The sequence below is a fragment of the Corynebacterium efficiens YS-314 genome (genome assembly GCF_000011305.1).
GTDB lineage: Bacteria > Actinomycetota > Actinomycetes > Mycobacteriales > Mycobacteriaceae > Corynebacterium > Corynebacterium efficiens.
Window position 1 is genome coordinate 159,120 of record NC_004369.1, and the last position, 26,277, is coordinate 185,396.

Annotated in this window: 18 protein-coding genes; 5 read left to right on the plus strand and 13 right to left on the minus strand. The window is 65.1% G+C overall.

All coding sequences use genetic code 11. From position 1 onward, the window contains the following. Positions 1–124 precede the first annotated feature (124 nt). The gene (locus tag CE_RS01000; protein WP_035109096.1) at positions 125–748 is read left to right on the plus strand and encodes a CG0192 family protein; all 624 of its coding nucleotides are present in this window, start codon (positions 125–127) and stop codon (positions 746–748) included. Positions 749–837: 89 nt separating this feature from the next. Here CE_RS01000 and CE_RS01005 read toward each other — a convergent pair whose 3' ends face one another. Beyond that, the gene (locus CE_RS01005) at positions 838–2,775 is read right to left on the minus strand and encodes a M13 family metallopeptidase (protein ID WP_006768539.1); all 1,938 of its coding nucleotides are present in this window, start codon (positions 2,773–2,775) and stop codon (positions 838–840) included. 462 nt (positions 2,776–3,237) lie between these two features. Between CE_RS01005 and CE_RS01010 the strand changes: the two genes are divergently transcribed. Further along, positions 3,238–4,101 carry a hypothetical protein gene (locus CE_RS01010; RefSeq protein ID WP_011074847.1) on the plus strand — a complete coding sequence of 288 codons (864 nt, stop codon included), beginning with the start codon at positions 3,238–3,240 and terminating at the stop codon, positions 4,099–4,101. Continuing rightward, on the plus strand, positions 4,098–5,102 hold the full coding sequence (locus tag CE_RS01015) for a PrsW family intramembrane metalloprotease (protein WP_006768537.1): 1,005 nt from the start codon (positions 4,098–4,100) through the stop codon (positions 5,100–5,102). Before CE_RS01010 ends, CE_RS01015 begins: the two co-directional genes overlap by 4 nt. Positions 5,103–5,112: 10 nt before the next feature. On the opposite strand, the gene CE_RS01020 is transcribed toward CE_RS01015, so the two are convergent. From CE_RS01020 to CE_RS01030, 3 genes are all read right to left on the minus strand, one after another. Beyond that, complete coding sequence (locus CE_RS01020; protein ID WP_006768536.1) at positions 5,113–5,574, minus strand: hypothetical protein; 462 nt, start codon at positions 5,572–5,574, stop codon at positions 5,113–5,115. Further along, on the minus strand, positions 5,571–6,599 hold the full coding sequence (locus tag CE_RS01025) for an MFS transporter (RefSeq protein WP_006768535.1): 1,029 nt from the start codon (positions 6,597–6,599) through the stop codon (positions 5,571–5,573). Before CE_RS01025 ends, CE_RS01020 begins: the two co-directional genes overlap by 4 nt. 174 nt (positions 6,600–6,773) lie before the next feature. Beyond that, complete coding sequence (locus CE_RS01030; protein WP_407921234.1) at positions 6,774–7,214, minus strand: PAS domain-containing protein; 441 nt, start codon at positions 7,212–7,214, stop codon at positions 6,774–6,776. A gap of 189 nt (positions 7,215–7,403) precedes the next feature. On the opposite strand from CE_RS01030, the gene gltB reads away from it, so the two are divergent. Both gltB and CE_RS01040 read left to right on the plus strand, forming a co-directional pair. After that, positions 7,404–11,900 carry a glutamate synthase large subunit gene (gene gltB, locus CE_RS01035; RefSeq protein WP_006768533.1) on the plus strand — a complete coding sequence of 1,499 codons (4,497 nt, stop codon included), beginning with the start codon at positions 7,404–7,406 and terminating at the stop codon, positions 11,898–11,900. Next, positions 11,900–13,426 carry a glutamate synthase subunit beta gene (locus CE_RS01040; protein ID WP_006768532.1) on the plus strand — a complete coding sequence of 509 codons (1,527 nt, stop codon included), beginning with the start codon at positions 11,900–11,902 and terminating at the stop codon, positions 13,424–13,426. Before gltB ends, CE_RS01040 begins: the two co-directional genes overlap by 1 nt. 1 nt (position 13,427) lies before the next feature. On the opposite strand, the gene CE_RS01045 is transcribed toward CE_RS01040, so the two are convergent. From CE_RS01045 to CE_RS01085, 9 genes are all read right to left on the minus strand, one after another. Continuing rightward, a complete protein-coding gene (locus CE_RS01045) occupies positions 13,428–14,915 on the minus strand; it encodes a glutamate-cysteine ligase family protein (protein ID WP_006768531.1) in 1,488 nt (495 codons plus the stop codon). Positions 14,916–15,047: 132 nt separating this feature from the next. Continuing rightward, positions 15,048–18,518, minus strand: a complete 3,471-nt coding sequence (locus tag CE_RS01050; protein WP_035109090.1) for an arabinosyltransferase domain-containing protein — start codon at positions 18,516–18,518, stop codon at positions 15,048–15,050. Then, the gene (locus CE_RS01055) at positions 18,511–20,622 is read right to left on the minus strand and encodes a galactan 5-O-arabinofuranosyltransferase (RefSeq protein WP_006768529.1); all 2,112 of its coding nucleotides are present in this window, start codon (positions 20,620–20,622) and stop codon (positions 18,511–18,513) included. The genes CE_RS01050 and CE_RS01055 overlap by 8 nt, the downstream gene beginning before the upstream one ends. A gap of 125 nt (positions 20,623–20,747) precedes the next feature. After that, complete coding sequence (locus tag CE_RS01060) at positions 20,748–21,509, minus strand: decaprenylphospho-beta-D-erythro-pentofuranosid-2-ulose 2-reductase (protein WP_006768528.1); 762 nt, start codon at positions 21,507–21,509, stop codon at positions 20,748–20,750. Positions 21,510–21,529: 20 nt separating this feature from the next. Beyond that, positions 21,530–22,996 carry an FAD-binding oxidoreductase gene (locus CE_RS01065; RefSeq protein ID WP_011074850.1) on the minus strand — a complete coding sequence of 489 codons (1,467 nt, stop codon included), beginning with the start codon at positions 22,994–22,996 and terminating at the stop codon, positions 21,530–21,532. Between the two features lie 117 nt (positions 22,997–23,113). Then, positions 23,114–24,025 carry an ABC transporter substrate-binding protein gene (locus CE_RS01070; protein ID WP_006768526.1) on the minus strand — a complete coding sequence of 304 codons (912 nt, stop codon included), beginning with the start codon at positions 24,023–24,025 and terminating at the stop codon, positions 23,114–23,116. Between the two features lie 27 nt (positions 24,026–24,052). Then, positions 24,053–24,721 carry an ABC transporter permease gene (locus CE_RS01075; protein ID WP_006768525.1) on the minus strand — a complete coding sequence of 223 codons (669 nt, stop codon included), beginning with the start codon at positions 24,719–24,721 and terminating at the stop codon, positions 24,053–24,055. Next, positions 24,721–25,419 carry an ABC transporter permease gene (locus CE_RS01080; protein WP_011074851.1) on the minus strand — a complete coding sequence of 233 codons (699 nt, stop codon included), beginning with the start codon at positions 25,417–25,419 and terminating at the stop codon, positions 24,721–24,723. The genes CE_RS01075 and CE_RS01080 overlap by 1 nt, the downstream gene beginning before the upstream one ends. After that, positions 25,416–26,237 (minus strand): ABC transporter ATP-binding protein, encoded by an 822-nt coding sequence (locus CE_RS01085; RefSeq protein ID WP_006768523.1) that lies wholly within the window; start codon positions 26,235–26,237, stop codon positions 25,416–25,418. Before CE_RS01085 ends, CE_RS01080 begins: the two co-directional genes overlap by 4 nt. Positions 26,238–26,277: the final 40 nt, after the last annotated feature.

Below are 26,277 nucleotides of genomic sequence, written 5' to 3' on the forward strand. Positions count from 1 at the left end.
CACCGCTGCGGCAGGGATCAGGGCGAGTACCCGGAGGGGAAAAAGTACCACCCCTGAAACCGTGTTGACGCGTACGCTGAACACACAGAGTTATCCTCACGACTTTTCTATGGAGAGATGTGCCATGAGCGGCGTAGCCAAGATGTATGACACGACCATCGTCCCGCCCAAGGAGGAGGTTGCCCGCAACTGGGCAGGCTCGGTGGAACTCAAGGGCAGCTACCGTCTGGTGGATACCGTGGGTGAGGAGGTCGGCATCGAGGTGCTCATCGCCACCGACCTGGATGGCCGCCTCGTGCAGATACCCTTCACCTACCGTCCCTCGGAGATTAACCCCGAGCAGACGCTCGCCACCATTGAGCATGGCGTGCTGGGCAAGCGTTGGGTGACCAATGCGCTCGGTGATCCGGTGGCGGTGCGTGAATTCATCCGCACCATCCTCACCGGTGATGACGGTGCGACCCGTGATGATGGTGTCGCCCCCACCCTCGATATCCGTGGCACCGGCAAGGAGAGCGAGGTGGAGCTGGCTGATGTTGAGCTCGCCGAGGTCACCCGTCAGCGTGCGCTGGGCACCGTGAAGGTCAACGGCAAGTACCGCAACTTCATGCTCCGACTGCCGCATGTGCTCACCGGGTACAACCACACCGGCCGGGGCCACAGTGCCACGGCGCTGCGTCTGGTGGCACCGAACCCCGGTGGGAGCGACCGGGAGCTGCTCGTCGCCGAGTTCAACTGGCTGGAGTAGGCCCGGTTAACTCCCGGCGGCCCCCTGCCGCCCCTCCCGCTGGGGCGGTAAGGGGGTAGCCGGGTGGGGCGTCGACAAGCGCGGGTGGTTTACCAGATCGCGATGCGGTCCTCGGGCCTGATGTAGACCGGGGAACCCTCCACCACGTCGAAGGCCTCGTAGAACTCCGCGACATTGCCAGCGATGGTGTTGCAGCGGAACTCGGCGGGGGAGTGGGGATCGATGGCGAGGTACTGCACCGCCATCTCCGGGCGGATCGCGGTGCGCCACACCCGCGCCCACGCCAGGAACAACCGCTGCAGACCGTTGAACTCCCGGTTGGCCAGATCCGGTTCGGCACCGTCGGCGGCGAAAGGCGCGCGGGGGGAGGTCTCGAAGGTCAGGCCCTGATCCTCCAGGTACTTCCGGTACGCCACCACGGCGATCCCCAGCCCGCCCAGGTCACCGATGTTCTCGCCGACGGTGAAGGCACCGTTGACACCATCGGTCTCGATGTTGTGCTTCTTCAACACCGCCGGAACCAGGCCGTTGAACTGCTCGATGAGGCGCTCGGTGAGCTTGTTGAACTCCGTGCGGTCCTCATCCGTCCACCAGGAATTCAGGTTGCCGTCGCCGTCATACTGGCTGCCCTGATCATCGAAACCATGACCGATCTCATGACCGATCACCGCGCCGATTGCACCGAAATTCTCCGCGGCATCGGCCTCGGGATCGAAGAACGGCGGGCGCAGGATCGCAGCGGGGAAGGTGATGTCATTGACCACCGGGTTGTAGAACGCATTGACCGTCTGCGGGGTGGTCACCCACTCATCCCGATCTGCTGGCTTGCCGATCTTGCCCAACTCATAATCATGCAGGAACGCCGAACCGCGACGGACATTGTCCACCAGATCCGCACCCCCGGCACTGAACTCCAGACCCTCGTAGGAACGCCACTTCTCCGGGTAACCGATCTTGGCGTTGAACTTCTCCAGCTTCTCCAACGCGCGCTCCCGCGTCGCCGGCGTCATCCACACCAGGTTGCTGATGCGCTCCCGGTACGCCGCCACCAGGTAGTCCACGAGGGTGAGCATCTCGGCCTTGCTGCTGGCCGGGAAGTGCTTTTCGACGAACCGCTGCCCGATCTCCTCACCCACGAACCGCTCCGCGAGCGCCACAGCCCGCTTCCAGCGGTCCTTCTGCTCCGTCGCCCCCGACAGGGTCGTGCCGTAGAAATCGAAGTTCGCCTGCGCAATCTCCTCCGATAACAACCCGGCCCGGGACCGCAGGATGTGCCACGTGGCCCACAACTGCCAGTCCGCCAGACGATCAGCTGAGAACAACTTGTCCAGGTGCTCTGCGTAGGACGGCATCATGTTGACCAGCCTGACCTCCGGGAGACGGGAACCGAGGAGCAGGGACCGGACCCTGCGGGGCAGCTGATCAAACTCGGTGGGATTGTAGGTGGCCACCGCATCACGGGTCTTCACCACATTCCAGTGCCCCCGTGCGATGTCCTTCTCCAGGGCGATCACGCGTTTCGCGGCGGTCTGGGCATCCAGGCCGGACAGGCGCGTCGGGTGGAGGAACCCCAGCATCCGGGCCACATGCTCCCCATAAGCGGAGAGAGTCTCCTGATGCGCCGGCTCACGGTAATACGCCTCATCCGGCAGACCCAGACCCGACTGCAGGATATAGGCAATCGACTCATCCGAGGAGGAGTCCTTCTCCACCCAGTAACCGATCGGCGCACCCACCCCCTCCCGGTCCAACTCGCCGAGAACAGTGGTGAACTCATCAATATTCGCCACCGACAACCGGTCCAGATCCGGGTCGATCGCCTTGACACCGAGGTCATTGATGGCGTCGGTATCCATGAACGAGGCATAGATCGCACCCGCGCGACCCTCATCCTCCTTCACAATCTCATGGACATCCTCCTCCGCATCATCGCGCAGCTTATGGAACGTGCCGTCCACAGCGCGATCGTCGGGAATGATGTGGCTATCCAGCCAGGGGCCATTGACATAACGGTAGAGATCCTTCATGCAGCCCACTCTAGACAACTCACCTGCTACCGGTCTGCGGCGGGAGCGCCTCCGGTGCTGACCTGTGTCGCGAGGGGCCGTGTCGGGCCGTGTCGGGCGGTGGCTGGGCGGGATGGCGGCGGTGCAGCGGTGCGGCGGTGCGGTGGTGCGGTGGTGCGGTGGTGCAAACCCGTGCACATTATCCGCTGGAACCGCCCCTCCCGCGAGCAAGTCCGCATGGTTGTGCGGGGTTGTAGCTCTGGTGGTGCAAAACCGTGCACACTACCGGCTGAAACGGTCCGTGGCCCGGGGGAGTTGGCACGGTTGTGCCCCGTTGCGGTCCCGACGCGACGAACCCGTACCCACTGCCTCCTGAAACCGCCCGTCCCGCGAGCTAGTCGGCACGGTTTTGCATGCCAGCCCCGCACCAGGAACCCGCACCGCCCCCGCCCCGGGATGAAACTGAGCGGGTAGCCTTGATACGTGAGTTCTACACAGGGTATGTATCAGCTGAAACCGGTGGGAAGAGCGAAGTTGTGGTGGTCGATCATGGGAATCGCCGCGGTGCTTCTGCTGCTTCCCCTCGGAGTGAATGCGGTGGTGCCGGACAACAGCAACAGCTACCGGCAGTTGAGTATCGGGGCGCTCGGTTATGAGTGGGAGGTCCCGGTGGTCACCAGCTCAGGGGAGCCGGTGATGTGCGAGATGACCTCGGATGATCTCTTCATGAAGTACTGGGAGTGCAACGGGGACACCACTGTGGTCACCATGCTGGTGGAGGGGGTGGAGGATCCGGAGAACACCCTGCGCCGGATGATCCGCGCCACCCTGGCCACTCCGATGCCGGAGGATATTGTTCCTACCGCAGCAAGTGAGGATGGCCGCGCCCACACCCTGTTGCAGCCCGGTACGGATGAGGGATTCCTGGTTTCCCTTCCCATCGTGGCGATCAGTCAGCAGGGGCAGGGGGATTTTGAGGATGTGACGGCGGTGGCCATCGTCAATGGGGTGTCCAATGAGTATTACGCATCCCACATCTGGTCGAGCCTGGCCGTGGACCGTGGTCTGCCCTATGAGCAGGAGTTCCCGCTGCAGTTATCCGAGGATGGGCCGGAGTACCCGATGGAGCCGGATCCCTTCGGTGGTTTGTCGCCGGAGGATCTGCCGTGGGATCAGTTCCCGTGGGAGGAGTGGCTCAATGAACCGGAGGGTGCGACCCCGCACGGTGGGTTCGGCGGTTTCGGCAGCCTGCCGGAGGGACTCCTGCCGGACAGTGAACCATCCGAGGAGGACCTGCCCGGCGGTAGCAACCCGAATCAGTCCCCAGCAGTGGAGGAGGCAGCATGAACCGGCTATTTTCCGTGACCCTGTGGGTGGTGATCGTCCTGTCTACCCCGATGCTGTTTCTCACCCTGGCAGCGGGGGTCTTCATCGATCCGGTGGCCACGGTGCTGGGTGTGGTCTTCGCGGTGGTGTATCTGACGGTGGTGGTGTGGGTACTCAGCCGGACACCGTTGTGGCCTGATTTCCGGACCCATCGCCGGGGGCCGGATGGGAAGAAGCGTCGTGGTCATGGGTCGACGGCCCAGTGGGTGGCGGCGTGTCTGTTGTGGGGTGGTCTGGCTGCGGTGGGTATCGCCTTGTTGACCAGTACCGCCCTGTTGGATCTGATGGTCAAGCTGAATCTGGATTTCTTCATGCTCAGCATGGCGGGTGGGTACCCGGAGGAGATCGCCAAGGCGCTCGGGGCCGCGTTGATTCTGATGGCGTTCCGGCAGCTGAACCGGCCGTGGCATGGCCTTATCACCGGTGCGCTGGTGGGGTTGGGCTTCGAGGTCAATGAGAATCTTCTCTATGGGTCCACGGGTGCGCTGCTGGATGCCAATTCGGATATCGACGGCGTTCTGATCATGTGGGGTTACCGCACGCTCGCAGGTCCGCTGATCCACACCATCCTCACCGCCTTCGCCGGTTACGGTATCGCCCTGGCGCTCTTCCGCGCACACAAGACCTTGGCGTGGCGTTGCGGTGTCGCGGCGGGTTGGATCGGGATCGCGTTCATTCTGCATTTCGCGTGGAACATGCTGTGGGAGACCACTCTGGCCAGCATCATCAACATCGTGGTGATCTCCCTGATCATGTACCCGCTGTTCGGTTACCTGATCTGGCGCAGTTGGCGTGAGGCCCGCGCCGATGGGTCCTACGCCTACGCGCCGGGCGCGCTGACCACCACCGCCGACCTTGCGCTTATCGACGCCCCGACCACCCCTTCCCTCACCGCCCCGCCGGCGGAACCGGTTGCAGCGGGAACGGAGGAAACCGCCATCGGTGATGGCGGTTCCAGGTGAAGTCCTCTATCTAGTGCGCGACGATCCTGGTGATCGGCTTGCGGTGCTTGATCAGGATGCCGCAGACCACGGACGCCGGGGCGGCGCTGCCGGCCACCAGGTAACCGACGGTGAAGGCCTCGGGGAGGGGCATGCCCTCCGGGGTGGCGTATCCGGACATGATGGCGGAGTAGATGGCGGTGCCGATCGAGGTCATCGACAGTGCGATGGCCACGTACACCGAGGCCGTGCCGGCACCCTTGCCGTGGGCTGCCTCGATCGCGATGACGGAGACGGATGCGGTGAGCAGGGTGGTGTAGGCGGTGCCGAAGAGGAAGATCGCCAGGGTCACGACCCAGACGTTGGTGTGGGCGAAGGCCAGCACCATGAAAGCGGTGAACATGCCCAGTCTGGCGACGATGATGGTGCCCCGTGGGCTGCGGCCCAGGGTCTTCGGTGCGATCCGGGTGGCGACGATACCCGCGAAGGTCATTGGGCAGGAAGACGAACGAAGCGGCCAGGGCGGTCATGCCGAATCCGAAGGCGATGGGGGGCCGCAGGGATCTGCAGGATGGTCATGGTGAGGTTGAAGAGCATGGATCCGCCGATGCCGAGGGAGACGAAGATCGCGTAGGCGGGGCCGAGGCGGCGGGAGAAGATGTCACGCACCGGCAGCAGGGGATTGCGGGTACGGGATTCCCAGACCAGGGACACGGCCAGCAGCAGGGCACCGGTGCCCACGGTGGCGATGGTCAGTCCGGAGAACACACCCCAAACTGTCGACTGTGAGATGCCGATGCACAGCAGCAGGCCGATGCCCATGATGGCCACGCCGATGATGTCGAGGCGTTCGGTCGCACCCTTCATCTTGGATTCGTACCGGCGGTGCAGGGCGTCGGAGTCGAGTCCGTAGAAGTAGAAACCGATGGCGCTGATGATGGTGAGCACGGCGCCGATCCAGAAGGCGTCGCGCCAGTCGCCACCCATGGCCAGCAGTGCACCAACGAAGGCGAAACCGAGGAACACGCCGATGGCCTGGCCGCCGGCGATGACGGCCACGGTCTTGCGGCGGTTCTCCGGGGTGAGGCGGTCGTTCATGATGCCCACGCACAGTGCCTGTCCGGCTATGATGCCCACCAGCGCACGGCCGATGACCAGCACTAGGAAGCTCGGGGCGAGTGCGGAGATGACATAGCCGAGGGTGATGCCCACCAGGCTGATGAACATCAGGCGGCGGTGGCCGAAGACGTCACCGGCCTTGTCCAGGATGGTGATGGTCGCAGCACCCATGAGGGTGGTGCTCATCAGGGCCCAGGCGGTCTGGCCCGGGGTGAGTTGCAGGGAGGCGGCCATCGGCCCGTAGAGGGGGATCGCCATGAGGGTGCCCATCTCGTTGAGCATCTGCAGGATGGAGAAGGTGACGGCCATGCGCAGGCCTGCCTGGCGCCAGGGGATCTGTTGGCCGGGTGTGGCGGTGCGGGTCCGGCGTGGGGGAGCCTGGATAGTTGTCTGGACCATGTTTCCTCGCCGAGTTGAATAAGATTGTCGACACTTTGGTCAGCAAGGTATGATCCAAAACACAGCATTGGACAAGTATCCAGTGAAAAATGGCCCGTTTTCCCGCCCGGCGGGGGTGGCTAATCCATGCCCGCTAAATCCCGTGCCCCGCCCGGGCCCGATGTTGGTTTCCGCTCACTCGTCAGCTGCTTTCTCCAGTTCCCGCACCCGCTGCTTGAGTGCCTTGCGCTCCTCCCAGTCGGCGGTGACATCGCGGAGGAGGGCGGCCACGCCCTCGATCTGGCCGGCGTCATCCTTGAGGATCGTGATCGAGAATTCCAGTGAGATCTTCGAGCCGTCCTTGCGTAGACCCGGCACCTTGAGTGGCTCGGATCCGTATTTGGTTTCCCCCGTGTCCATGACGCGGTCCCAGCCGACCCAGTGCGCCTTGCGGTGCTTCTCGGGGACGATGATGTCCAGGGACTGGCCGATGGCCTCGCCGGTGGGCCAGCCGAACATCTCCTCCGCGCCACCGTTCCATAGCTGGATGGTGCCGTCCCGGCCGGCGTAGATGATCGCCTCGTGCGTTTCGGCAAAGAGGCGTGCTGCGGTTTCCTCGAAGTTGAACATGTGCATGTGCTCCTTTTCAACGGGTGGGATCGTACTAAAGCCATCATAGAGTGTGATCTGCAGCATAGGGGCGTCATGCGACCTCGCATTTTCCTATAGGTTGATCGAAAATGGCCAAAAGGCACTTGCGCACGCCCGCCCCACCTGTTTTTCTTATTATCGAATGATTAATAGAAACCCTTAGGGGGAGCCAGCATGAAGAAACAGGGCCTTTACAACCCAGCCTTCGAACACGATTCCTGTGGTGTCGCCTTCGTCGCCGACATCCACGGTCGCGCCAGCCGAAGGATCATCTCCAACGCACTCGAAGCGCTGTGCCGCATGGAGCACCGCGGCGCCGCCGGCGCGGAGAAGACCACCGGCGACGGTGCTGGCATCCTCCTGCAGATCCCCGATGCCCTCTACCGCGCCGACACCGACTTCGACCTGCCGGAACCCGGCCACTACGCCACCGGCATCGCATTCCTCCCGCGCGCACGCATGGCCATGCTGGATGCCCAGAAGGAGATCGCCCGCATCGCCACCGAGGAGGGCGCCACCGTGCTCGGGTGGCGTGAGGTCCGGGTGGATCCACGCGGGATCGGGGAGATGGCAGCAGAGGCCATGCCGAGTTTCTCCCAGCTCTTCCTCACCGTTCCAGGCACCTCGGGCACCGAGTTGGACCGGGTGATGTTCTTCATCCGCAAGCGCTGCGAGCGCGAACTCGGCACCACCGGGGACCGACCGACGGTGTATTTCCCGTCGCTGTCGGCACGCACCGTGATCTACAAGGGCATGCTCACCACCGCACAGCTGGAGAGGTTCTACCGCGATCTGCAGGACCCGCGCATGGAATCGGCCATCGCCGTGGTGCACTCGCGTTTCTCCACCAACACCTTCCCCAGCTGGCCCCTGGCGCACCCCTACCGCCTGGTCGCCCACAACGGCGAGATCAACACCGTGCGCGGCAATGAGAACTGGATGCGTGCCCGCGAGGCGCTCATCGATTCCCACGTCCTGGGGCCTTTGAACCGGGTGCTGCCCGTGTGCACCCCGGGCGGGTCGGACACCGCGCTTTTCGACGAAGCCCTCGAACTCCTCCACCTCGGCGGGTACGAACTGCCCCATGCCGTGGCCATGATGATCCCCCAGCCGTGGGAGCACAGCACCTCGATGAACCAGGAGCTGCGTGACTTCTACGAGTACCACTCCTGCCTTATGGAGCCGTGGGACGGTCCCGCAGCACTTGCCTTCACCGACGGCCGCTACGTCGGTGCTGTCCTGGACCGCAACGGCCTGCGACCGGGACGTATCGCCATCACCAGCGACGGACTGGTGGTGATGGCCTCGGAGTCGGGGGTGTTGGATCTGGATGAATCGAGCGTCGTAAAGCGTACCCGCCTGGTACCCGGCCAGATGTTCCTGGTCGACACGGCCCAGGGCCGGGTCATCCCCGACGACGAGGTCAAGCGCGGGCTGCAGGCCAGCGCCCCCTATGGGGAGTGGATCCGCGAGAATTTCGTGCACCTGTCCGGCCTGCCCCGTACCCGTTATGAGTACATGCCGCACCAGCGTGCCGTGCTGCGCCAGCGTGTCTTCGGCATCACCGAGGAGGATGTGGATCTGCTCATCCTGCCCATGGCCCGCACCGGTGCGGAAGCCATCGGGTCCATGGGGTCGGATACCCCCATCGCGGCGATCTCGCAGCGCCCGCGGATGCTCTATGATTTCTTCGCCCAGCGGTTCGCGCAGGTGACCAACCCACCGCTGGACTCCATCCGCGAGAAGCCCGTGACCAGCATGTACACCCTGCTCGGCGCGCAGTCCGATGTGCTCAACCCGGGCCCAGAGGCGGCGCGGCGCATCCGTCTGGAATCACCGGTGATCGACAACCATGAGCTGGCCACCCTCATCCACGCCAATGACCACGGCGAATGGGACACCTTCGGCGCGGCGGTCATCTCGGGGTTGTACCCGGTGGCCCACCACGGTGCCGGCATGAAGGCCGCCATCGCCCGGGTGCGCCGCGAGGTCTCCGAGGCGATCCGCCAGGGCAGCACCCTCATCGTGCTCTCCGACCGCGAATCCAATGAACAGCTCGCCCCCATCCCGGCACTGCTGCTCACCTCCGCGGTCCACCAGTACCTGGTGCAGCAGCGCACCCGCACCCGGTGTTCCCTGGTGGTGGAATCCGGCGACGCCCGCGAGATCCACCACCTGGCCATGCTCATCAGCTTCGGCGCCGATGCCATCAACCCCTATATGGCCTTCGAAACCATCGATGAGCTGCGCATGAAGGGCCAGCTCGGTGATCTGGATCTGGATGAGGCGTGCCGCAATTACGTCACCGCCGCCACCACCGGTGTGCTCAAGGTGATGTCGAAGATGGGTATCGCCACGGTCTCCTCCTACCGTGGCGCCCAGCTGGCGGATGTCACCGGCCTGCACCAGGACCTGCTCGATGACTACTTCGGTGGCATCCCCTCGCCGATCTCCGGCATCGGCCTGGATGAGGTGGCCGCCGATGTGGAGGCCCGCCACCGCAGCGCCTTCCTGCCCCGACCCGAGGAACACGCCCACCGCGAACTGGACCTGGGTGGGGAGTACAAATGGCGCCGGGAGGGTGAATACCACCTGTTCAACCCGGAGACCATCTTCAAACTGCAGCACGCCACCCGCACGGGGCAGTACGCCATCTTCAAGGACTACACCGCCAAGGTCGACGGTCAGTCCGCCCGCCTGGGCACCATCCGCGGACTCTTCGAGTTCAGCACCGACCGCCAGCCCATCCCGGTGGAGGAGGTGGAGCCGGTCAGTTCCATTGTCCGACGCTTCTCCACCGGTGCCATGTCCTACGGTTCCATCTCCGCCGAGGCCCACGAGGTCCTGGCCATCGCCATGAACCGCCTGGGTGGCATGTCCAACTCCGGTGAGGGAGGGGAGGATGCCCGCCGGTTCACCCCGGAACCCAACGGCGACTGGAAGCGCTCTGCCATCAAACAGGTGGCCTCGGGACGGTTCGGTGTGACCAGCCACTACCTCAACAACTGCACCGACATCCAGATCAAGATGGCCCAGGGCGCCAAACCCGGCGAGGGTGGTCAGCTGCCCCCGGAGAAGGTCTACCCCTGGATCGCCGAGGTCCGCATCACCACCCCCGGCGTGGGTCTGATCTCCCCGCCACCACACCACGACATCTACTCCATCGAGGACCTCGCCCAGCTCATCCATGATCTGAAAAACGCCAACCCGGATGCCCGCATCCACGTGAAACTGGTCGCTGAGCAGGGCGTGGGCACCGTGGCCGCCGGTGTGTCCAAGGCGCATGCCGACGTGGTGCTCATCTCCGGTCACGACGGCGGCACCGGTGCCTCACCGCTGACCTCCCTCAAGCACGCCGGTGGCCCCTGGGAGCTCGGCCTCGCCGAAACCCAGCAGACGCTGCTGCTCAACGGCCTGCGCGACCGCATCCGCGTGCAGTGCGACGGCCAGCTGAAAACCGGCCGCGATGTCATGATCGCGGCACTGCTCGGCGCCGAGGAATTCGGTTTCGCTACCGCACCGCTGGTGGTGGAGGGTTGCATCATGATGCGCGTGTGCCACCTGGACACCTGCCCCGTGGGCATCGCCACCCAGAACCCCGACCTGCGCGCCAAGTTCACCGGCCAGGCGGAGCACGTGGTCAATTTCTTCACCTTCATCGCCCAGGAGGTGCGCGAATACCTCGCCCAGCTCGGTTTCCGCACCCTCGACGAGGCCGTCGGCCAGTCCCAGGTGCTGCGCAAACGCGCCGACATCCCGGCCGATTCCCGTGCAGCGCACCTGGATCTCACCCCGATCTTCCATAGGCCGGTCGCCCCGCACTTCCCGGAGCAGGACATCCGCTGCACCACCACCCAGGACCATGACCTTGAGGCCGCACTGGACAACCGGTTCATCGAGCAGGCCGCCGACACTATCGCCCGCGCCGCCGCCGGTGAGCAGGCGCGCACCACCCTGACCGCGCGCGTCAGCAACGTCAACCGCTCGGTGGGGACCATGCTGGGTTCGGTCCTCACCCGCGCCGCCGGGGCCTCCGGGCTTGACGACGACACCATCACCCTCAACCTCACCGGCTGTGCCGGCAACTCCTTCGGCGCCTTCATCCCCGCCGGCATCACCCTCACCCTCACCGGCGATGCCAATGACTTCGTGGGCAAGGGACTCTCCGGCGGGCGCATCATCATCCGCCCCTCGGAACGTGCACCGAAACAGTTGAAAAACAGCCCCGACATCATCGCCGGCAATGTGCTCGGTTACGGCGCCACCAGCGGTGAGATGTTCATCCGCGGGGAGGTCGGCGAACGGTTCTGCGTGCGCAACTCCGGTGCCACCGCGGTGGTGGAGGGGATCGGCAACCACGGATGTGAATACATGACCGGTGGCCGGGTGCTTGTCCTGGGCCCCGTCGGGGAGAACTTCGGCGCCGGCATGTCGGGTGGCATCGCCTACCTCCTCGACGAACCGGACCTGGAGAAGAAGATCAACCGGGGGCTGGTGGACGTCGAAAAGCTCACCCCGGATGAGGCCCTGTGGGCCGACCGGCTCATCGCACGCCACGTCGCGCTGACCGGGTCCACCACCACTGTGCGCGCAAAAGACCTGGTCAAGGTCATGCCGCGTGACTACAAGCGAGTTCTACTGTCCACCCTGACCCTGGAGGAGGCACACTGATGTCCGACCCACATGGATTCCAGAAATACACCCGCGCCGAACCCGCCCACCGGCCGGTGCCCCTGCGCCTCATGGACTTCCACGAGGTCTACGAGGCGGCACCCGCCGGCCAGATCGAGGAGCAGGCCGCCCGCTGCATGGACTGCGGCGTGCCCTTCTGCCACCAGGGTTGCCCCCTGGGCAACATCATTCCCGAGTGGAACAACCTGGTGCGCGAGGGACGGTGGAAGGAGGCCTACGACCGCCTGCACGCCACCAACAACTTCCCCGAATTCACCGGCCGCCTGTGCCCCGCGCCGTGTGAGGGTGCGTGCGTGCTCGACATCAACGATGACGCCGTGACCATCAAGAATGTGGAGCTGGAGATCGTCGAACGGGCCTTCGCCGAGGGCTGGGTGGAACCGGTGCGTGCCTCCCTGGATACCGGCCTGACGGTGGCCGTGGTGGGTTCGGGCCCGGCCGGTCTGGCCGCCGCGCAGCAGCTGACCCGCGCCGGACACCGCGTGACCGTCTTCGAACGCTCCGACCGCCTGGGTGGCCTGATGCGTTATGGCGTGCCGGACTACAAGATGGAGAACCGCTGGATCGACCGCCGTCTCGACCAGATGCGGGCGGAGGGCACCGTGTTCCGGGTCGGGGTCTCCCCGAAGGCCGCTGAACTGGCGCTTTTCGACGCCGTCGTGCTCGCCACCGGCACGCCCGTCGCCCGTGAGCTGGGCATCCCGGGCGCAGAACTCGCCGGTGTCCACCCGGCGATGGACTACCTCACCGCGCAGAACAGGGCGAATGAAGGTGACGGCCCGGTGCCTGCGGAGTTTGATGCCCGCGGCAGGAGGGTCGTGATCATCGGTGGCGGCGACACCGGCACCGACTGCTTCGGCACCGCCCTGCGCCAGGGGGCGGCCTCGGTGACACAGTTCGACATCCGCCCGCGCGGACCGGTGCTGCGCGCCGAGGAGACCCCGTGGCCGATGTACCCCAACCAGTTCCGCACCGCCACCGCCCATGAGGAGGGTTCCTATGTCCTCCGCGGGGATGAATCCGTCGCCGAGATCGAGGCCCTGGGCCTGGGTACCCGCGCCGTCGGCGAACCGCTGGGTGAGCGGAGATTCGCGGTGAACACCGTCGCCCTGCACGGCGATGACCGGGGCCGGGTCACCGGTCTGACCGGATGCCAGATCAAGGTGGTCGGCGGTCGCCGCGAACCAGTCGAAGGCACCGAGTTCCCCTTCGACGCCGACCTGGTCCTGGTGGCCCTGGGCTTCACCGGCGCCGAACAGGGCGGGCTGGCCCATGAACTGGGCGTGGGTTTCGATACCCGCGGCCGCATGATCCGCGACGCCGGTTACCGCAGTCCCACCAACTCCCGCGTCTACATCGCCGGCGACAACGGCCGTGGGCAGTCCCTGATCGTCTGGGCCATCGCCGAGGGCCGGGCGTGTGCCGCCGCCGTCGACGCCGACCTCATGGGTGAAACCGCACTCCCGGTTGCCGTGACCCCTCAGGACATGCCGATGGCGGTGTGACCTAACTGCCGATCTCCCAGGTGTGCACCGGCTCACCCGTGGCCTGGTTCCGCAGGTAGAGCTCCAGCATGCCGGCCAGGGCCGCACGGCGGGTCTCCGAATCCGGCAGTCCCCGCCGTCCCTCCAGCTTATTGAGAGTGCGCAGCTGCCAGGTCGCGCCGTTCTGGCGGGTCCGGGCGCGTTCATCGATGATCCCGAGGTAGTGCTCGGCGATGGAATCATCCACCTCCAGACGGCGCAGTCCCTCCCGGGCCTGGGGTAGGAGGTGCTCCACGATGAGGTCGGTGGCATTGACCTGGCCCAGCCTGGGCCAGGTCATCCGGGCGAACAACCCGGAACGGGCCCCGGACTGGAAGTTCCGCTCCGCATCGGCGAAGGTCAACCGCGACCACACCGGGCGGTTCTCCTCCACCAGGTACTTGACCACCCCGTAGTAGAACGCGGCATCCGCGACGATATCCGCCGGGGTGGGGCCCGCGGGTAGGAGACGGTTCTCCAGACGCAGGTGCGACCGTTCCTCGCCGGGGGCGTAGATCGGACGGTTCCACCGCCAGATCGTTCCGTTATGGAGGTTGAGGTAGTGCAGGGCGGGGGATTTCCCCTTCATCATCGGCGTGCCGGCCAGCGCCCGGTCCTCGGCGATCAGCGGGGAGAAATAGCGGACATTCTCCTCAAACAGATCGAAGACGCTGGTGATCCACCGTTCCCCGAACCAGACCCGGGGACGCACCCCCTGGTTGACCAGCTCGGAGGTGCGGGTGTCGATGGCCTGCTTGAACACCGGGATGCGGCTTTCATGCCACACCCGACGCCCCAGGAACAGCGGGGAGTTCGCACTCAACGCCACCTGGGCACCGGCGATCGCCTGCGAGGCGTTCCACGCCGCGGCGAATCTGGTGGGTGCGAGCTGGAGATGCAGCTGCATGGAGGTGCACGTGGATTCCGGGGCGATGTCGTGGAAGGACTGGTTGACATGCTCCCGGTCGGCGAGGTTGATGTGGACCAGTTCACCGCGCGATTCCATCACCGCATTGCTCAGTGCCCGGTACCGGTTCTCCTGCGTCATCCATGCCGGATCGGCGAGGAACTCCGGGGTGATGGTGGGCAACGTGCCGATCATGGCCACATTGACGCCCTCCGTGGTGGCGGCCTCATGCACCCGGTTCAGGCGGTTGGTGATGCCATCCTGCAGACGCTGCAGCCCATCGTGTTTCGCCGACAGCGGCGGGTGGTTGAGTTCGACATTGTAGTTGCCGATCTCCGACTGGAATTCCCCGTCGAGATGCCGCAGCACCTCCGCACCGCGCAGGGCGGGCTGCATGTCTGCATCGACCAGGTTGAGTTCCAACTCAAGCCCGATGGACCCGTGATCATCGAACTCGGACCGTTGCAGGTGCCGGTCGAAGATCTCCAGGTCTTCCATCAGCAGCTGACGGTAGCGTGTGCGCTGCTGAGGAGTGTATCTGTCGGAGGAAACTGATTCGCCCATAACCCCGAATAAACCACAAAACCGGTTGTCGTGGCCGGGGCTGGCATCCCACCGCAGCTCATGCCGGGTGGGGGAGGTGAACAAAAGGGCGGGAACCCCTGGGTTCCCGCCCTCAAAACCACCTGGAAAATGCTAACCGATCTTCATGGAACCGGGGTTCCACACCCCGGAGCGCTGGATGGTCTCCAGGTTCACATCAGCCACCACCGGTGCCTCACCGCGGGAGTTGGTGCGCAGCTCGTAGAGTTCGATGGAACCCCAGTCGCGGCCCCAGTCATTGCGCAGGTAGGACGGGATCTCATAGGCGGTGTTCACCGCCTCGGCGGTACCCATCGCGCCACCACCGGCCCAGTCCTGGAACGGCGACAGGGTCGACTTGCCACCGTGGTCCGGGGAGATGCGGTACTCGGGGATCTCGGTGATGCCGGCGTAGTGGTCGAAGGTGCGCTGGCAGGGGAACTGCAGACCGACAGCCCAGTCGAGCAGCCCCGGTGTCTCCGAGCCGATGATGTTGTTGAGGGAATCCAGTTCCGGGACGCGTGGCGGAGTGATGGCCACCCACTGGTCGGGGTCCAGGTTGTCATCGGTGGCGACGATGCGGACGACATCCGCCTCCTCCGGCAGGGCGTCGATGGGCAGACGCAGGTTACGCCAGGACGGCTCCGGACCGATGTCGTACATCATCTCCTCACCGAGGACGGTGACCTCACCGTCTTCATCCAGGGTGCCGTACTCCAGCAGGACGGACTGGCCGGACTGGAACACACCGTTGATGTCGAAGTGGGCGATGCGGCCCGCCGCGGACACGACGATGATCGGTGCCTGCTCGGTGGCCTCGGGCAGTTCATACCAGTCGGTGGTGATCTCAGCGGGGATCTGGGTGCCATCCGTCCAGGAACCGACAACCGGGATCTGGGTGTAGTCCAGGTTGAACGGCAGGCGGGCGGTGGAGCCGTTGATACCGACGTCGGCACGCAGGCCACCGGTGTTGCCGGTCGCCTGACCCGAGGCATCATCGGATCCCGCGGCGTCATCCTCCACGGAATCGGCGATCGCACCCACCGAGGCGGTCGAGGCCTGGTCCTGGCTGATGAAGGGCGGAATGCCGGCGGAGCTGAACCCACGGACCTCATCGGCCTCCAGCGATTCCCCGAGGGGGGAGTTGACCGGGGTGAGGAAGGACTCATTGGAGTTGGTCTCCAGCATGGCGTCGGCTGCCAGACCACAGGTCTGCCCACCGAGTGCGCGGAGGTTACCCAGGCCGACGCTGTACTCCGGGTACTGGTCGGCGAAAGCCTTACCCATGGATCCCATGGACACCAGCACCACGATGGCGGACAGCAGCGCGATGGGTGAGGCCATCAGACCCCGGAAGCGGGACGCACGGGCCACCTTGGCGGCCTCCTCGGAGCGGTATTCACCCATGGCGTCACGGTTCTCGGCCTGGGCGACACGCACATCCTTGACAAACGACTGGACCACACCGGCGATCAGCACCACCACAGCGATGGCGAGCATGACGGTGGAGGCCTCGATGCCGTTGATCTGGATGGTCTTGTCCCACCACGGCACGGAATAGCTGGAGGTGTACCACCAGCCGTTGGTGCCGGCGAGACTGAAGGCGAACAACAGCAGGAACACACCCACCGAGATCGTGCGCATCCGTGGGGATTTCACAGCGACATAGGACAGGCCCACCGCGGCGAGACCCGCGACCGCGGCCCCCAGGCCGGCGTACACACCGAAGTGGTGGGTCCACTTGGTGGGGGTGAACATCAGGAAGAACATGGTGCCGAAGACCACGAGCGTCAGGCGCAGCGACGGTCCACTGGCCGAACCCGGGACACGGCCGTAGCGCAGGATGCAGCCGACAACAATCGCCAGGCAGGCGATGAGCATGATCACGGGGAAACGTCGGGTGAAGGAACCGTCCACGGTCTGCTCAAACAGCGTCTGATAGCGGACGTACTCGTTGTACCAGCTCAGTGCCGGACCCTTCTCGGAGCGTACCGAGATGGATTCCATCACGGTGGCCCAGGTCTGGTCACCGAACACGGCGATGAGGATGGCGGTGCCGGCGGCCAGGAACGGTGCCAGCATGGCCAGCACGGCGGTGAACACCGTGCCCCGGGATGATCCATGGGGAGCACCCATCAGGGGTAGGCGACGGTAGAGGATGCGGATCAGGCTGGACAGACTGACCAGGAGGGCGGCCACCGCCATGAGGCCGGTCGGGCCGGCGGACAGCGCGAGGGTGGCCAGGATGGTGCCCACCGCCGCGGGCAGCAGACGGGAGGAGGCGATGGCACGTTCGAAGGACACCCAGGCCAGCAGCGCGGCCGCGGCGATGATCGGCTCGGGGCGGGTGCCGTTGTTGTAGGGCAGCCAGAATGCCAGGAACACCATGGCGGTGGACCAGTGGGCGACGCGGCGGCCGTCGATACGCGCACCCAGGCGCGGCAGGACCTCACGCGAGAGCACGAACCAGATGATGAACGCGGAGATCAGCGCCGGCAGCCGCAGCCAGATGGACGCGGTGGACACATACGACATCAGTGCCAGCAGGTCATAGAATGGTGCGCCGAAGGGGGATTCGGGCACACCGAACCAGCGGTAGTAGTTGGCCATGTAGTCCGCGTTGTGCGACACCCGGGCCATGTTCATGATGAAGCCGTCGTCGGAGGTGTTCGCACCCAGGAAGTGCCAGAACACCAGGACGAAGGCCACGACACCGTCGAGGGGCTTGACCCGGTACCAGTTGGCCGGCAGGAAGCGGTGCACCCGGCGGCCGTCGAGGATGTCCATGCGGTGCAGCGCCCAGAGTGAGGCCAGGGTCAGCAGCAGACCGGTCCACATCACGATGTACTTGATCACGCTCGGTGAGGAGGTGAAACGGGAGTTGACCTCGACGTCGACGGCCAGGCCGTCGGCGACCATGGTGGAGTAGGTGGCGGGATCGTCGACAAGCTCGGTGTAGATGCCGGTGACCTGGGGGCGGGCATCCTCGTCGGTCTCGCCGAGGTGGTCCGTTCCGGTGATCTCTGCGGTGGTGTTGGTTTCCGTGGAGGTGATCTCCAGTGTCGCGCCGGCCGGCAGGTCCTCCACCTCGGATTCGGGCAGTTCCAGCAGGACCTCGCCGGTGACCACCACATCCAGACCACCGTCGATGGTGCGGACGAACAGGCCACGGTTGGTGGCATCGGTGCTGTCCAGGGGCAGAGTTCCGAAGACGAGTGTCTGACCTGGGTAGAGGTTCTCCAGTGCGGTCAGCGGGATCGTCGCCTCAAGCGACTGTGGAGCGTAGGAGATCAGAGGCGCATTGATGCTGGAGAGCTCATCGTTCTGGGGCCAGGACACCGAGGACTGCACCTGGTTGACCGGCATGAACGGGGTGAGCAGAAACATCAGCAGACCCAGGAGGCCCGTGGTGATGGCCAGCTTCTTCAGCCATCCGGGGGCGACCTTCTCGGTGCCACCAACCGGGCTGGACCCCGGGGCACCCTGTTCTTTTTTCGACACAACTACTTCCGACACAGGCAACGAGTCTACGGTATGGGCGCGGTAACTTCCGCTTTCACCTCCGCCACGTGAGGTATCACTCATCACGCGTCACCACGACGAACGGCCCGATCTGCTCCACCTCCCAGGGGGCACCCGCCCCCAGGAACACCTCCGGGTTGAAGTACACCCCCCGGAAACGCACATTGGGATTGTTCGGGTAGATGTCCTCCGCGAGGTCGTATTTCCACCCACCGACACCACCCGGGGCGGTATCCCCGCCTCCTTCGGCATCCGCGTCCTCCGGCACCGTGCCCCGCATGATGAACACATCCGGGCCGGCCCATTCCACGGCATCGATGGCCGCGGCGAAATCAGCCGGGTCGGACAACTCATTCCAACTCTCCACCGCCCACTGCTCAATGGCCTCGTTACGTTTGCCGAACTCCCCGAGCGGATTGGCGTAGTGGGAGGTGAACGCCTGGAAACCCCGGTAGGGGTGATAGGACATGAAGTTCAGTTCATCGGTGAGCACGATCGTCTCCGAGGGGATGAAACCCTGATCCTGCAGGTGGCTGTCGATCTCCCGGTACCACCGCGCGGAATCCGGGGGGTAGAGATCGGCGCGTTCACCATAACCATCGGTGTCGGTGTAGGCCAGGTCGATGGCATGGGCGTTGCGCTCGGGGATGCTCTGCGCATATTGCAGTCCACCGGCCAGCACAACCGTGATGAGGATGGTGGTGACACCACGTGCCACCCGCGGGGTGATGCGTTCCGGGTAGAGCAGGTAGATGCCCGCCAGACGGAAATCCGCGATGCCGAGCACACCCGCGGTGGTCATCATCAACACCACCAGGGTGTCCAGGCGGAACCCGAGCAGGGTGTTGCCCAGCACGGTGAACAGCATGGAGGCCACGATCCACCCGTAGAGCACGATCAGGGAGATCCACATCGCCCGCACCACCGGATCCCGGCCCCGGACCACGAGGAAGATCAGGCCGATCAGGCTGAGCAGACCGAGCGTGCTCGACGCGAGGATCGGCAGCGGAATCAGGGTGCCGTCATAGGGCAGGTAGTGCATGGCGGTATCCCCGCTCTGCTCCGCGCCCTGCAGGCTGGCGAGCAGGAACGGTCCCCAGGTGATCAGGGCGATGCCTATCGACGAAAAACCCAGCACCGCCAACCACACCAGTGGCTTCCACTCCCGGCGCATCACCACGACGGTCACCGCCGTGACCACCACCACCGACAGTGCGATGACAGCGGTGAACAGGGTGTAGAACGTGGCGGAGAACCCGAGGAAGAGGATCCCGCCGATCAGTGCGAACCAGTCACCCCGCAGGATGCGCGGGGTCAGCGCGACCAGGGCCGGCATACCCAGGGCCACCAGGGCGGCATAGGGTTCATCGGGGCTCATCACCAGAACCACACAGGTGGACACCAGGGCGATGCCCGTGGCCACCGGCAGGGAACCCACGAGCCGCTGCCATACGGGCACCAGGACGGCACCCCCCACCGCCAGTGAGATGATCGCCCACGGCTGGAACACCTCCCACCCGGGCATGTCCAGCAGGTTGGCCAGACGGCCACCGAACCAGAACCACAGGGGCGGATAGTAGGTGGGCATATCCGCGTAGTTCATGTCGCTGATGGCGATGTCATCGGCCAGGCGGGTCAGGTACTGGGTCCGGAAACCCTGGTCCACGCTGATGCCGTCGAGGTGCAGGCGGGTGGCGGACAACGGAATCGCCAGTACCGCCACCACGAGGGCGGCGGGGCTGAGGTAGGCCACTGCGTGGGTGAGGAACTCCCGCCAGGCCGGTCGTGTGATCTCCAGTTGGGTCCCGTTGTTCCACCTCGGGTCGGCCTTGTGCTCATCGTGGATCCACCACCACATGAGCAGACCCACCACCACCAGGACGAGCACGATGCCGGCGGAGGCCAGTGCCCGGGTGACCATTGAGGCACCGAAGGCCGGGAGGCTGGTCTGGCGGAGCACCAGCCACGCGACAAGGGTGAGCGCGAAGGCGCCCACAGCTGCCAGGATGATCGCCAGGATGGTTCTGCCCCGGGTCATCTGATCCGGGGAGAAGACATTTACCTCCACGGCTGTGTCATCGTGTCCACCCGGGGTGGGCAGCAGCTGGGTCCCCGTCGTTCCCGTGGTGCTGTGTGGCTCTCCGTGAGGTTCGGAGGAATTCATCATGCCTAGCAGTTTGTCACATCAGCCCCCAGAAGTGGGGGATGAACCCGGTCAGCACGAAACCCGTTGATCAGGGTGTGAGCAACGGGTTTCGGTGGGTGGTGCCTATCGACGCCTGGTGGCTCCGATCAGAACGGCAGCTTGCGGAAAATCGCCCGCGGGATGAACTGGAAGGCCAGGGAGACGTACTGGAACATGGGGTGGACGTAGATGATGTCCTTCTTGTTCACCACGGCGTCGTAGACGGCGTCGGCGACATCCTCACGGTTGACGGTGAAGGGTGCCTCACCGGCGTCGGCGCTCATCTTGGTGCGGACCTGTCCGGCGCGCACGACCACGACGTTGGCACCGGAGCCACGCAGGGCCTCGCCGAGCTGGGTGTAGAAACCGTCGAAACCGGCCTTGGCGGAACCGTAGACGAAGTTGGACCGGCGCACGCGCTGACCGGCCACCGAGGACATGGCCACGATGGTGCCGTGACCCTGCGCCTCGAATTTACGGCCCAGGAGCACACCCACGGACACACCGGCGGTGTAGTTCACGGAGACAGCGCTCACGGCCTCGGCCTGGTCACGCCACTGGACCTCATTGTCACCGAGGACACCGAAGGCGACCACAGCCACATCCACATCGCCCTCGGCGAAGGCCTCGTCGATGGCGGCGGGGTGGGAGTCGGTATCCAGGGCGTCGAAGTCGACGACACGCACGGAATCAGCGCCGGCGGCCTTGATCTTCGCCACGGCGGCGTCGATACGCGGGGAGTCCTTCCGCGCGGCCAGGGTGACGTGGGAGCCTCCCTGCTGGAGGAAACGTTCCACGATGGCGATTCCGATCTCGGAGGTTCCTCCGAGCAGGAGGATGTTCTGGGCTTTGCCCACAGCGTTCAGCATTTGGGTGTGTTCCTTAAAAACTAGTGCAGCTCAAGACGGCGGGACATGTCGGAGGCGAAGACACCGGTGGGGTCGATCTCGTTGCGGGTCTTCAGCCAGCCCTCCATGCCCGGGTACATGGAGTGGAACTTCTCGGCGCTGGTGCGGGATTCCTTGGCCAGGTAGAGCCGACCACCGAATTCCATGACACGCTCATCCAGCTCATCGAGGAAGGCACCCAGGCCCCGACGGATCGGGAAGTCCACGCAGACGTTCCAACCCGGCATCGGGTAGGACAGCGGTGCACGGTTGCCCGGTCCGAACAGCTTGAACACGTTCAGCGCGGAGTAGTGACCGGACTTCTGCATGTCGCGGATGATGTCCTTGAAAGGTTCGACGGCATCCATCGGCACCACGAACTGGTACTGCAGGAAACCCTTGGAACCGTAGCCGCGGTTCCACTCGCCGATGAGATCCAGCGGCTGGTAGAACTGCGTGAGGTTCTTCACCTGGTTCCGGGCAGGTGCGCCCATGGCGTAGTAGGCCTCACCGATGGCCATCAGGGAGTACTTGTTGATGGTGAAGGACGGGAAGATGTCCGGGACGGTCAACAGCTGTGGGGCGTTGAACTTCAACGGGTCCTTCGCCAGCTTGGGGGAGAGCTCCTCCAGCTGTGCGAGGGTGGCCAGGGAACCACGGGAGATGGTGGAACGACCCAGCTTCGGCTCGGGGGAGATCACATCGAACCATGCGGAGGAGTACGTGTAGTTGTGCTCGGAACCGTCGGAGTGGAATTCCACGGTCTCATCCAGGTTGTCGGTGCGATCCGTGTCGGCGATGAAGTACGCGGTTTCCGTCTTGGTCATGCGGATGCGGGCGCGGACGATGATGCCGGTCAGGCCCATGCCGCCCACGGTCGCCCAGAACAGGGTGCCGTCCGGGTCCTCGGCGGTGCCCTCCGGTTCCAGGTGCAGGATGCGGCCATCGGCAACCAGCAGTTCCATGGAGACCACATGATCACCGAAGGAACCGGCGGAGTGGTGGTTCTTGCCGTGGATGTCCGGTCCGATGGCACCACCGATGGTGACCTGGCGGGTACCGGGGAGCACCGGGATCCACAGCCCATAGGGCAGGGCCGCCTTCATCAGCTGATCCAGGGTCACGCCACCATCGACATCGACGATGGCGGACTCCGGATCAATGGAGTGGATCTTGTTCAGCGGCTGCATGTCGATGACAAGACCGCCGGCGTTCTGCGCCGGGTCACCGTAGGAACGGCCCATGCCGCGGGCGATGACGCCGCGCCTGAGGTAGGCGGGTTTGGAATCGTTCTGCTCGGCCACCCGGCGCACGGCATCGACGATCACGTCGAGGTCCGGGGTGGTCAGGACTTCAGCGGTGGTGGGTGCGGTGCGTCCCCACCCCGTCAGGGTACGAGCTTCTAGTGGAAGGGCCCCGGAGGCACCGGCCGAAGTACCGGTGCTGGACATGCCGTTAGAACTGTTCATCGGGTACCAAGGTTACCCCCCCTTCAAACCGGATGACCGTTCCCATGACGGATTCGTGACGGGTATTACCGAAAAACCCAGGAGGGGCGGGTTTGTCACACCGCCCCGCGCCCGTCCCTAGATCAGGCCCTTGTCCTCCAACCACTGGGTGGCGATGGTGGCCGCCGGCGCCTGATCGTTGACACTCTGGGAGTTCAGGGCCAGCAGCTCCTCGGAGGTCAGCGCTGCACTGATCTCATTGATGATGTCCTGTGCCTGCTCATCGAGTGCGTCGCTGGCCACCGGCACCACCTGGGAGGCCAGGAACATGCCATCCGGGTCTTCCAGAACCACCAGGTCATTGTCGGCGATGGAGGGGTCGGCGGTGTAGACGATGGCGAACTGGACATCGCCATCGCGCAGGGCCTTGATGGTCAGGGGGCCACCGCCATCCTCGATCGGGGTGAAACCGGCCTCGATGCCGTAGTTCTCCCGCAGGCCGATGGGGCCGTTGGGGCGGGTCTCCGCCTCGGAGTTGGCCCCCAGCACCAGCGGGCCCGGGATGTTCGCCAGGTCTGGGATGCTGCTGAGATCATACTGCTCGGAGAGTTCGCGGGTGACCACATAGGCATCCTGGTCGGTGGCGGGTGCCGCGTCGAGGATGGTGAGGCTGTCGGGGGCGGCGTCGACAAGCTCGCTGTAGACCTCGTCCGGCAGGCGCGCGTCGGTGTCCGGCTCCCAGTACTGCAGCAGCGGCCCGGTGTATTCGGGGAAGAGATCCACCGACCCGTTTTCCACCTCACCCATGTACACCTCGCGCTGACCGATGCGGAAATCGCGCTGCACGTCATAGTCGGCGGCTTCCAGCGCCTGGGCGTAGAGCTCGGCGATGATCTCACTGGAGTAGTAGTCCTGGGATCCGACCACGATGGTCTCCGACGCCGTGTCCGTGCCGGTCGCGGTCTCCTCGAGGGTGTCGGAGGATCCGCAGCCCACGAGCAGGGCGCTGGCGATCACGGCGGTGATTCCGGTGCGTAACAGTGTCTTCATGACTGGCCTTTCAGTAGTAACCCGCTATCAGGTCGTCGTTTGTAGAAAATGGGATCTCCGCACGCGGAGGGCGAACGAGAATACAGCTTCCAACACGAGCGCCAGGGCGATCACCAGCAGCGAACCCCCGATCATCTCCCCATAATCCCTGGTTTTCAGACCCGAGAAAATGAAGCGGCCGAGCCCGGCATCAGCGGTGTACGCAGCCAGCGTAGCGGTGGCCACCACCTGCACCACCGCGGACCGCACCCCACCCATGATCAGTGGGAACGCCAGGGGCACCTCCACCGAGAAGATGATCTGACGTTTCGACATCCCGATCGCCCGGGCTGCCTTCACGGTGGCCGCCTCCACGCTCGTCACCCCAGAATAGGCCCCGGCGAGCAGCGGCGGGGCCGCAAGCACGATCAATGCGAGCACGGGGGCGGTCACCCCGATGCCGATCCACAACCCCAGGAGGGTGAGTAGACCGAGCGTGGGGATGGCGCGACCGGCCCCGAGCACCGCTGACACCACATTCCCGCCCACCCGGTGATGGCCGATGAGCACCGCGAGCGGGATGGCGATGGCCGCGGCGATCCCCACCACGATGAGGGTGACCACGAGGTGTTCCACCAGGCGCTGCGGGATGGACCCGGCGCCGGACCATTCGCCCGGATCGGTCAGCCAGACAAGGGTGGCGGCCAACAGGTCCATCAGTCAACCTCCACCGGTCGGGGAGCGCGGGCTGGTCGGGGAGCGCGGGCTGCTTTCTGGGTTGTCTTCCGGGTGGTTGACCACGGCAGCAGCAGACGCTGCGCCAGCACACAACATGCATCCAGGATCAGGGCCAGGGCGATGGTGAGCACCACCCCGGTGACCACCTCCGCGATGATCCCGCGCTGGAAACCGTCGGTGAACAGGGTGCCCAGGCTCTGGATACCCACCACCGAACCCACCGTGACCAGGCTGACGGTGCTGACCACCACCACCCGCAGTCCTGCGATGATCACCGGCAGCGCCAGCGGGAACTCCACGGACCAGAAGCGACGCGCGGAGGAGTAGCCGACGGCGGTGGCGGCCTTGCGCACATGCAGCGGCACGGAGGAGAAACCATCGGCCACCGTGCGGGTGAGGATCGCCACCCCGTAGAGGGTCAGCACGGCAACCATGGTCACCGGTGAGCGCAGACCGGTACCGAACAGCACCGGGACCAGCACGAACAGCGGTAGGGAGGGGATGGCGTAGAGCACACCCACCAGGGGCAGCAGCGCACCACCGATGCGCCACCGGTGCGCGGTCCAACCCAGCGGGATCGCGATGGCCAGGCTGAGCAGCACCGCCGGCAGCGTCAGCCACAGGTGGATCCAGGTCAGTTCGAGGACCCACGGGTAGTTCTGCGACAACCAGTTCACTGCTCCAACGCCCCCAGGATTCTCCCGGTGCCGTCCACGATGAGCCTGTCGGTGCCCTCCCCGATCACCCGCAGGGCGCGGGAACCGGAGCGCAGGCCGATGAAATCCGCCACGAAATCATCAACCGGATCGGTGATCAGCTCCGCCGGGGTGGCCTCCTGGGCGATCACCCCGCCGGGACGCAGGACCACCACCTTGTCGGCCAGGCTGAAGGCCTCATCGATGTCGTGGGTGACAAAGAGAATGGTCTTGCCCAGCTCCCGCTGCAGGCGTTTGACCTCATTCTGCAGGTCGAGGCGCACGATCGGGTCGACGGCACCGAAGGGTTCATCCATGAGCAGGATGTCGGATTCACCGGCCAGCGCCCGGGCCACACCCACGCGCTGTTGCTGCCCACCGGAGAGCTGGGCGGGGTAGCGGCGCGCCACCGCCGGGTCCAGACCGACCACCTCGATGAACTCCATGGCCTTCTGACGCGCCGCACCCCGGGATTCCCCCTTGAGCAGCGGCACGGTCGCGACATTGTCCACCACGGTGCGGTGGGGCAGCAGACCACCGGACTGCAGGACGTAGCCGATGGACCGACGCAGGCGGACGGGATCGGTATCGGCGACATCCGCACCGTTGATGAGGACCCGGCCCGAGGTGGGGTCGGTCATCCGGTTGACCAGGCTGAGCAGGGTGGATTTACCGGAACCGCTGGATCCGACCAGCACCACGGTGGAATTCTCCTCCACGGTGAAGGAGACATTATCCACGGCGACGGACACCCCCGAACCATCGGGATAGTGCTTGGATACCGTGTCGAAGGTGATCATCTCGCGCAAGCCTTCCAGGTGGGGGACCGGTGGACCGGGG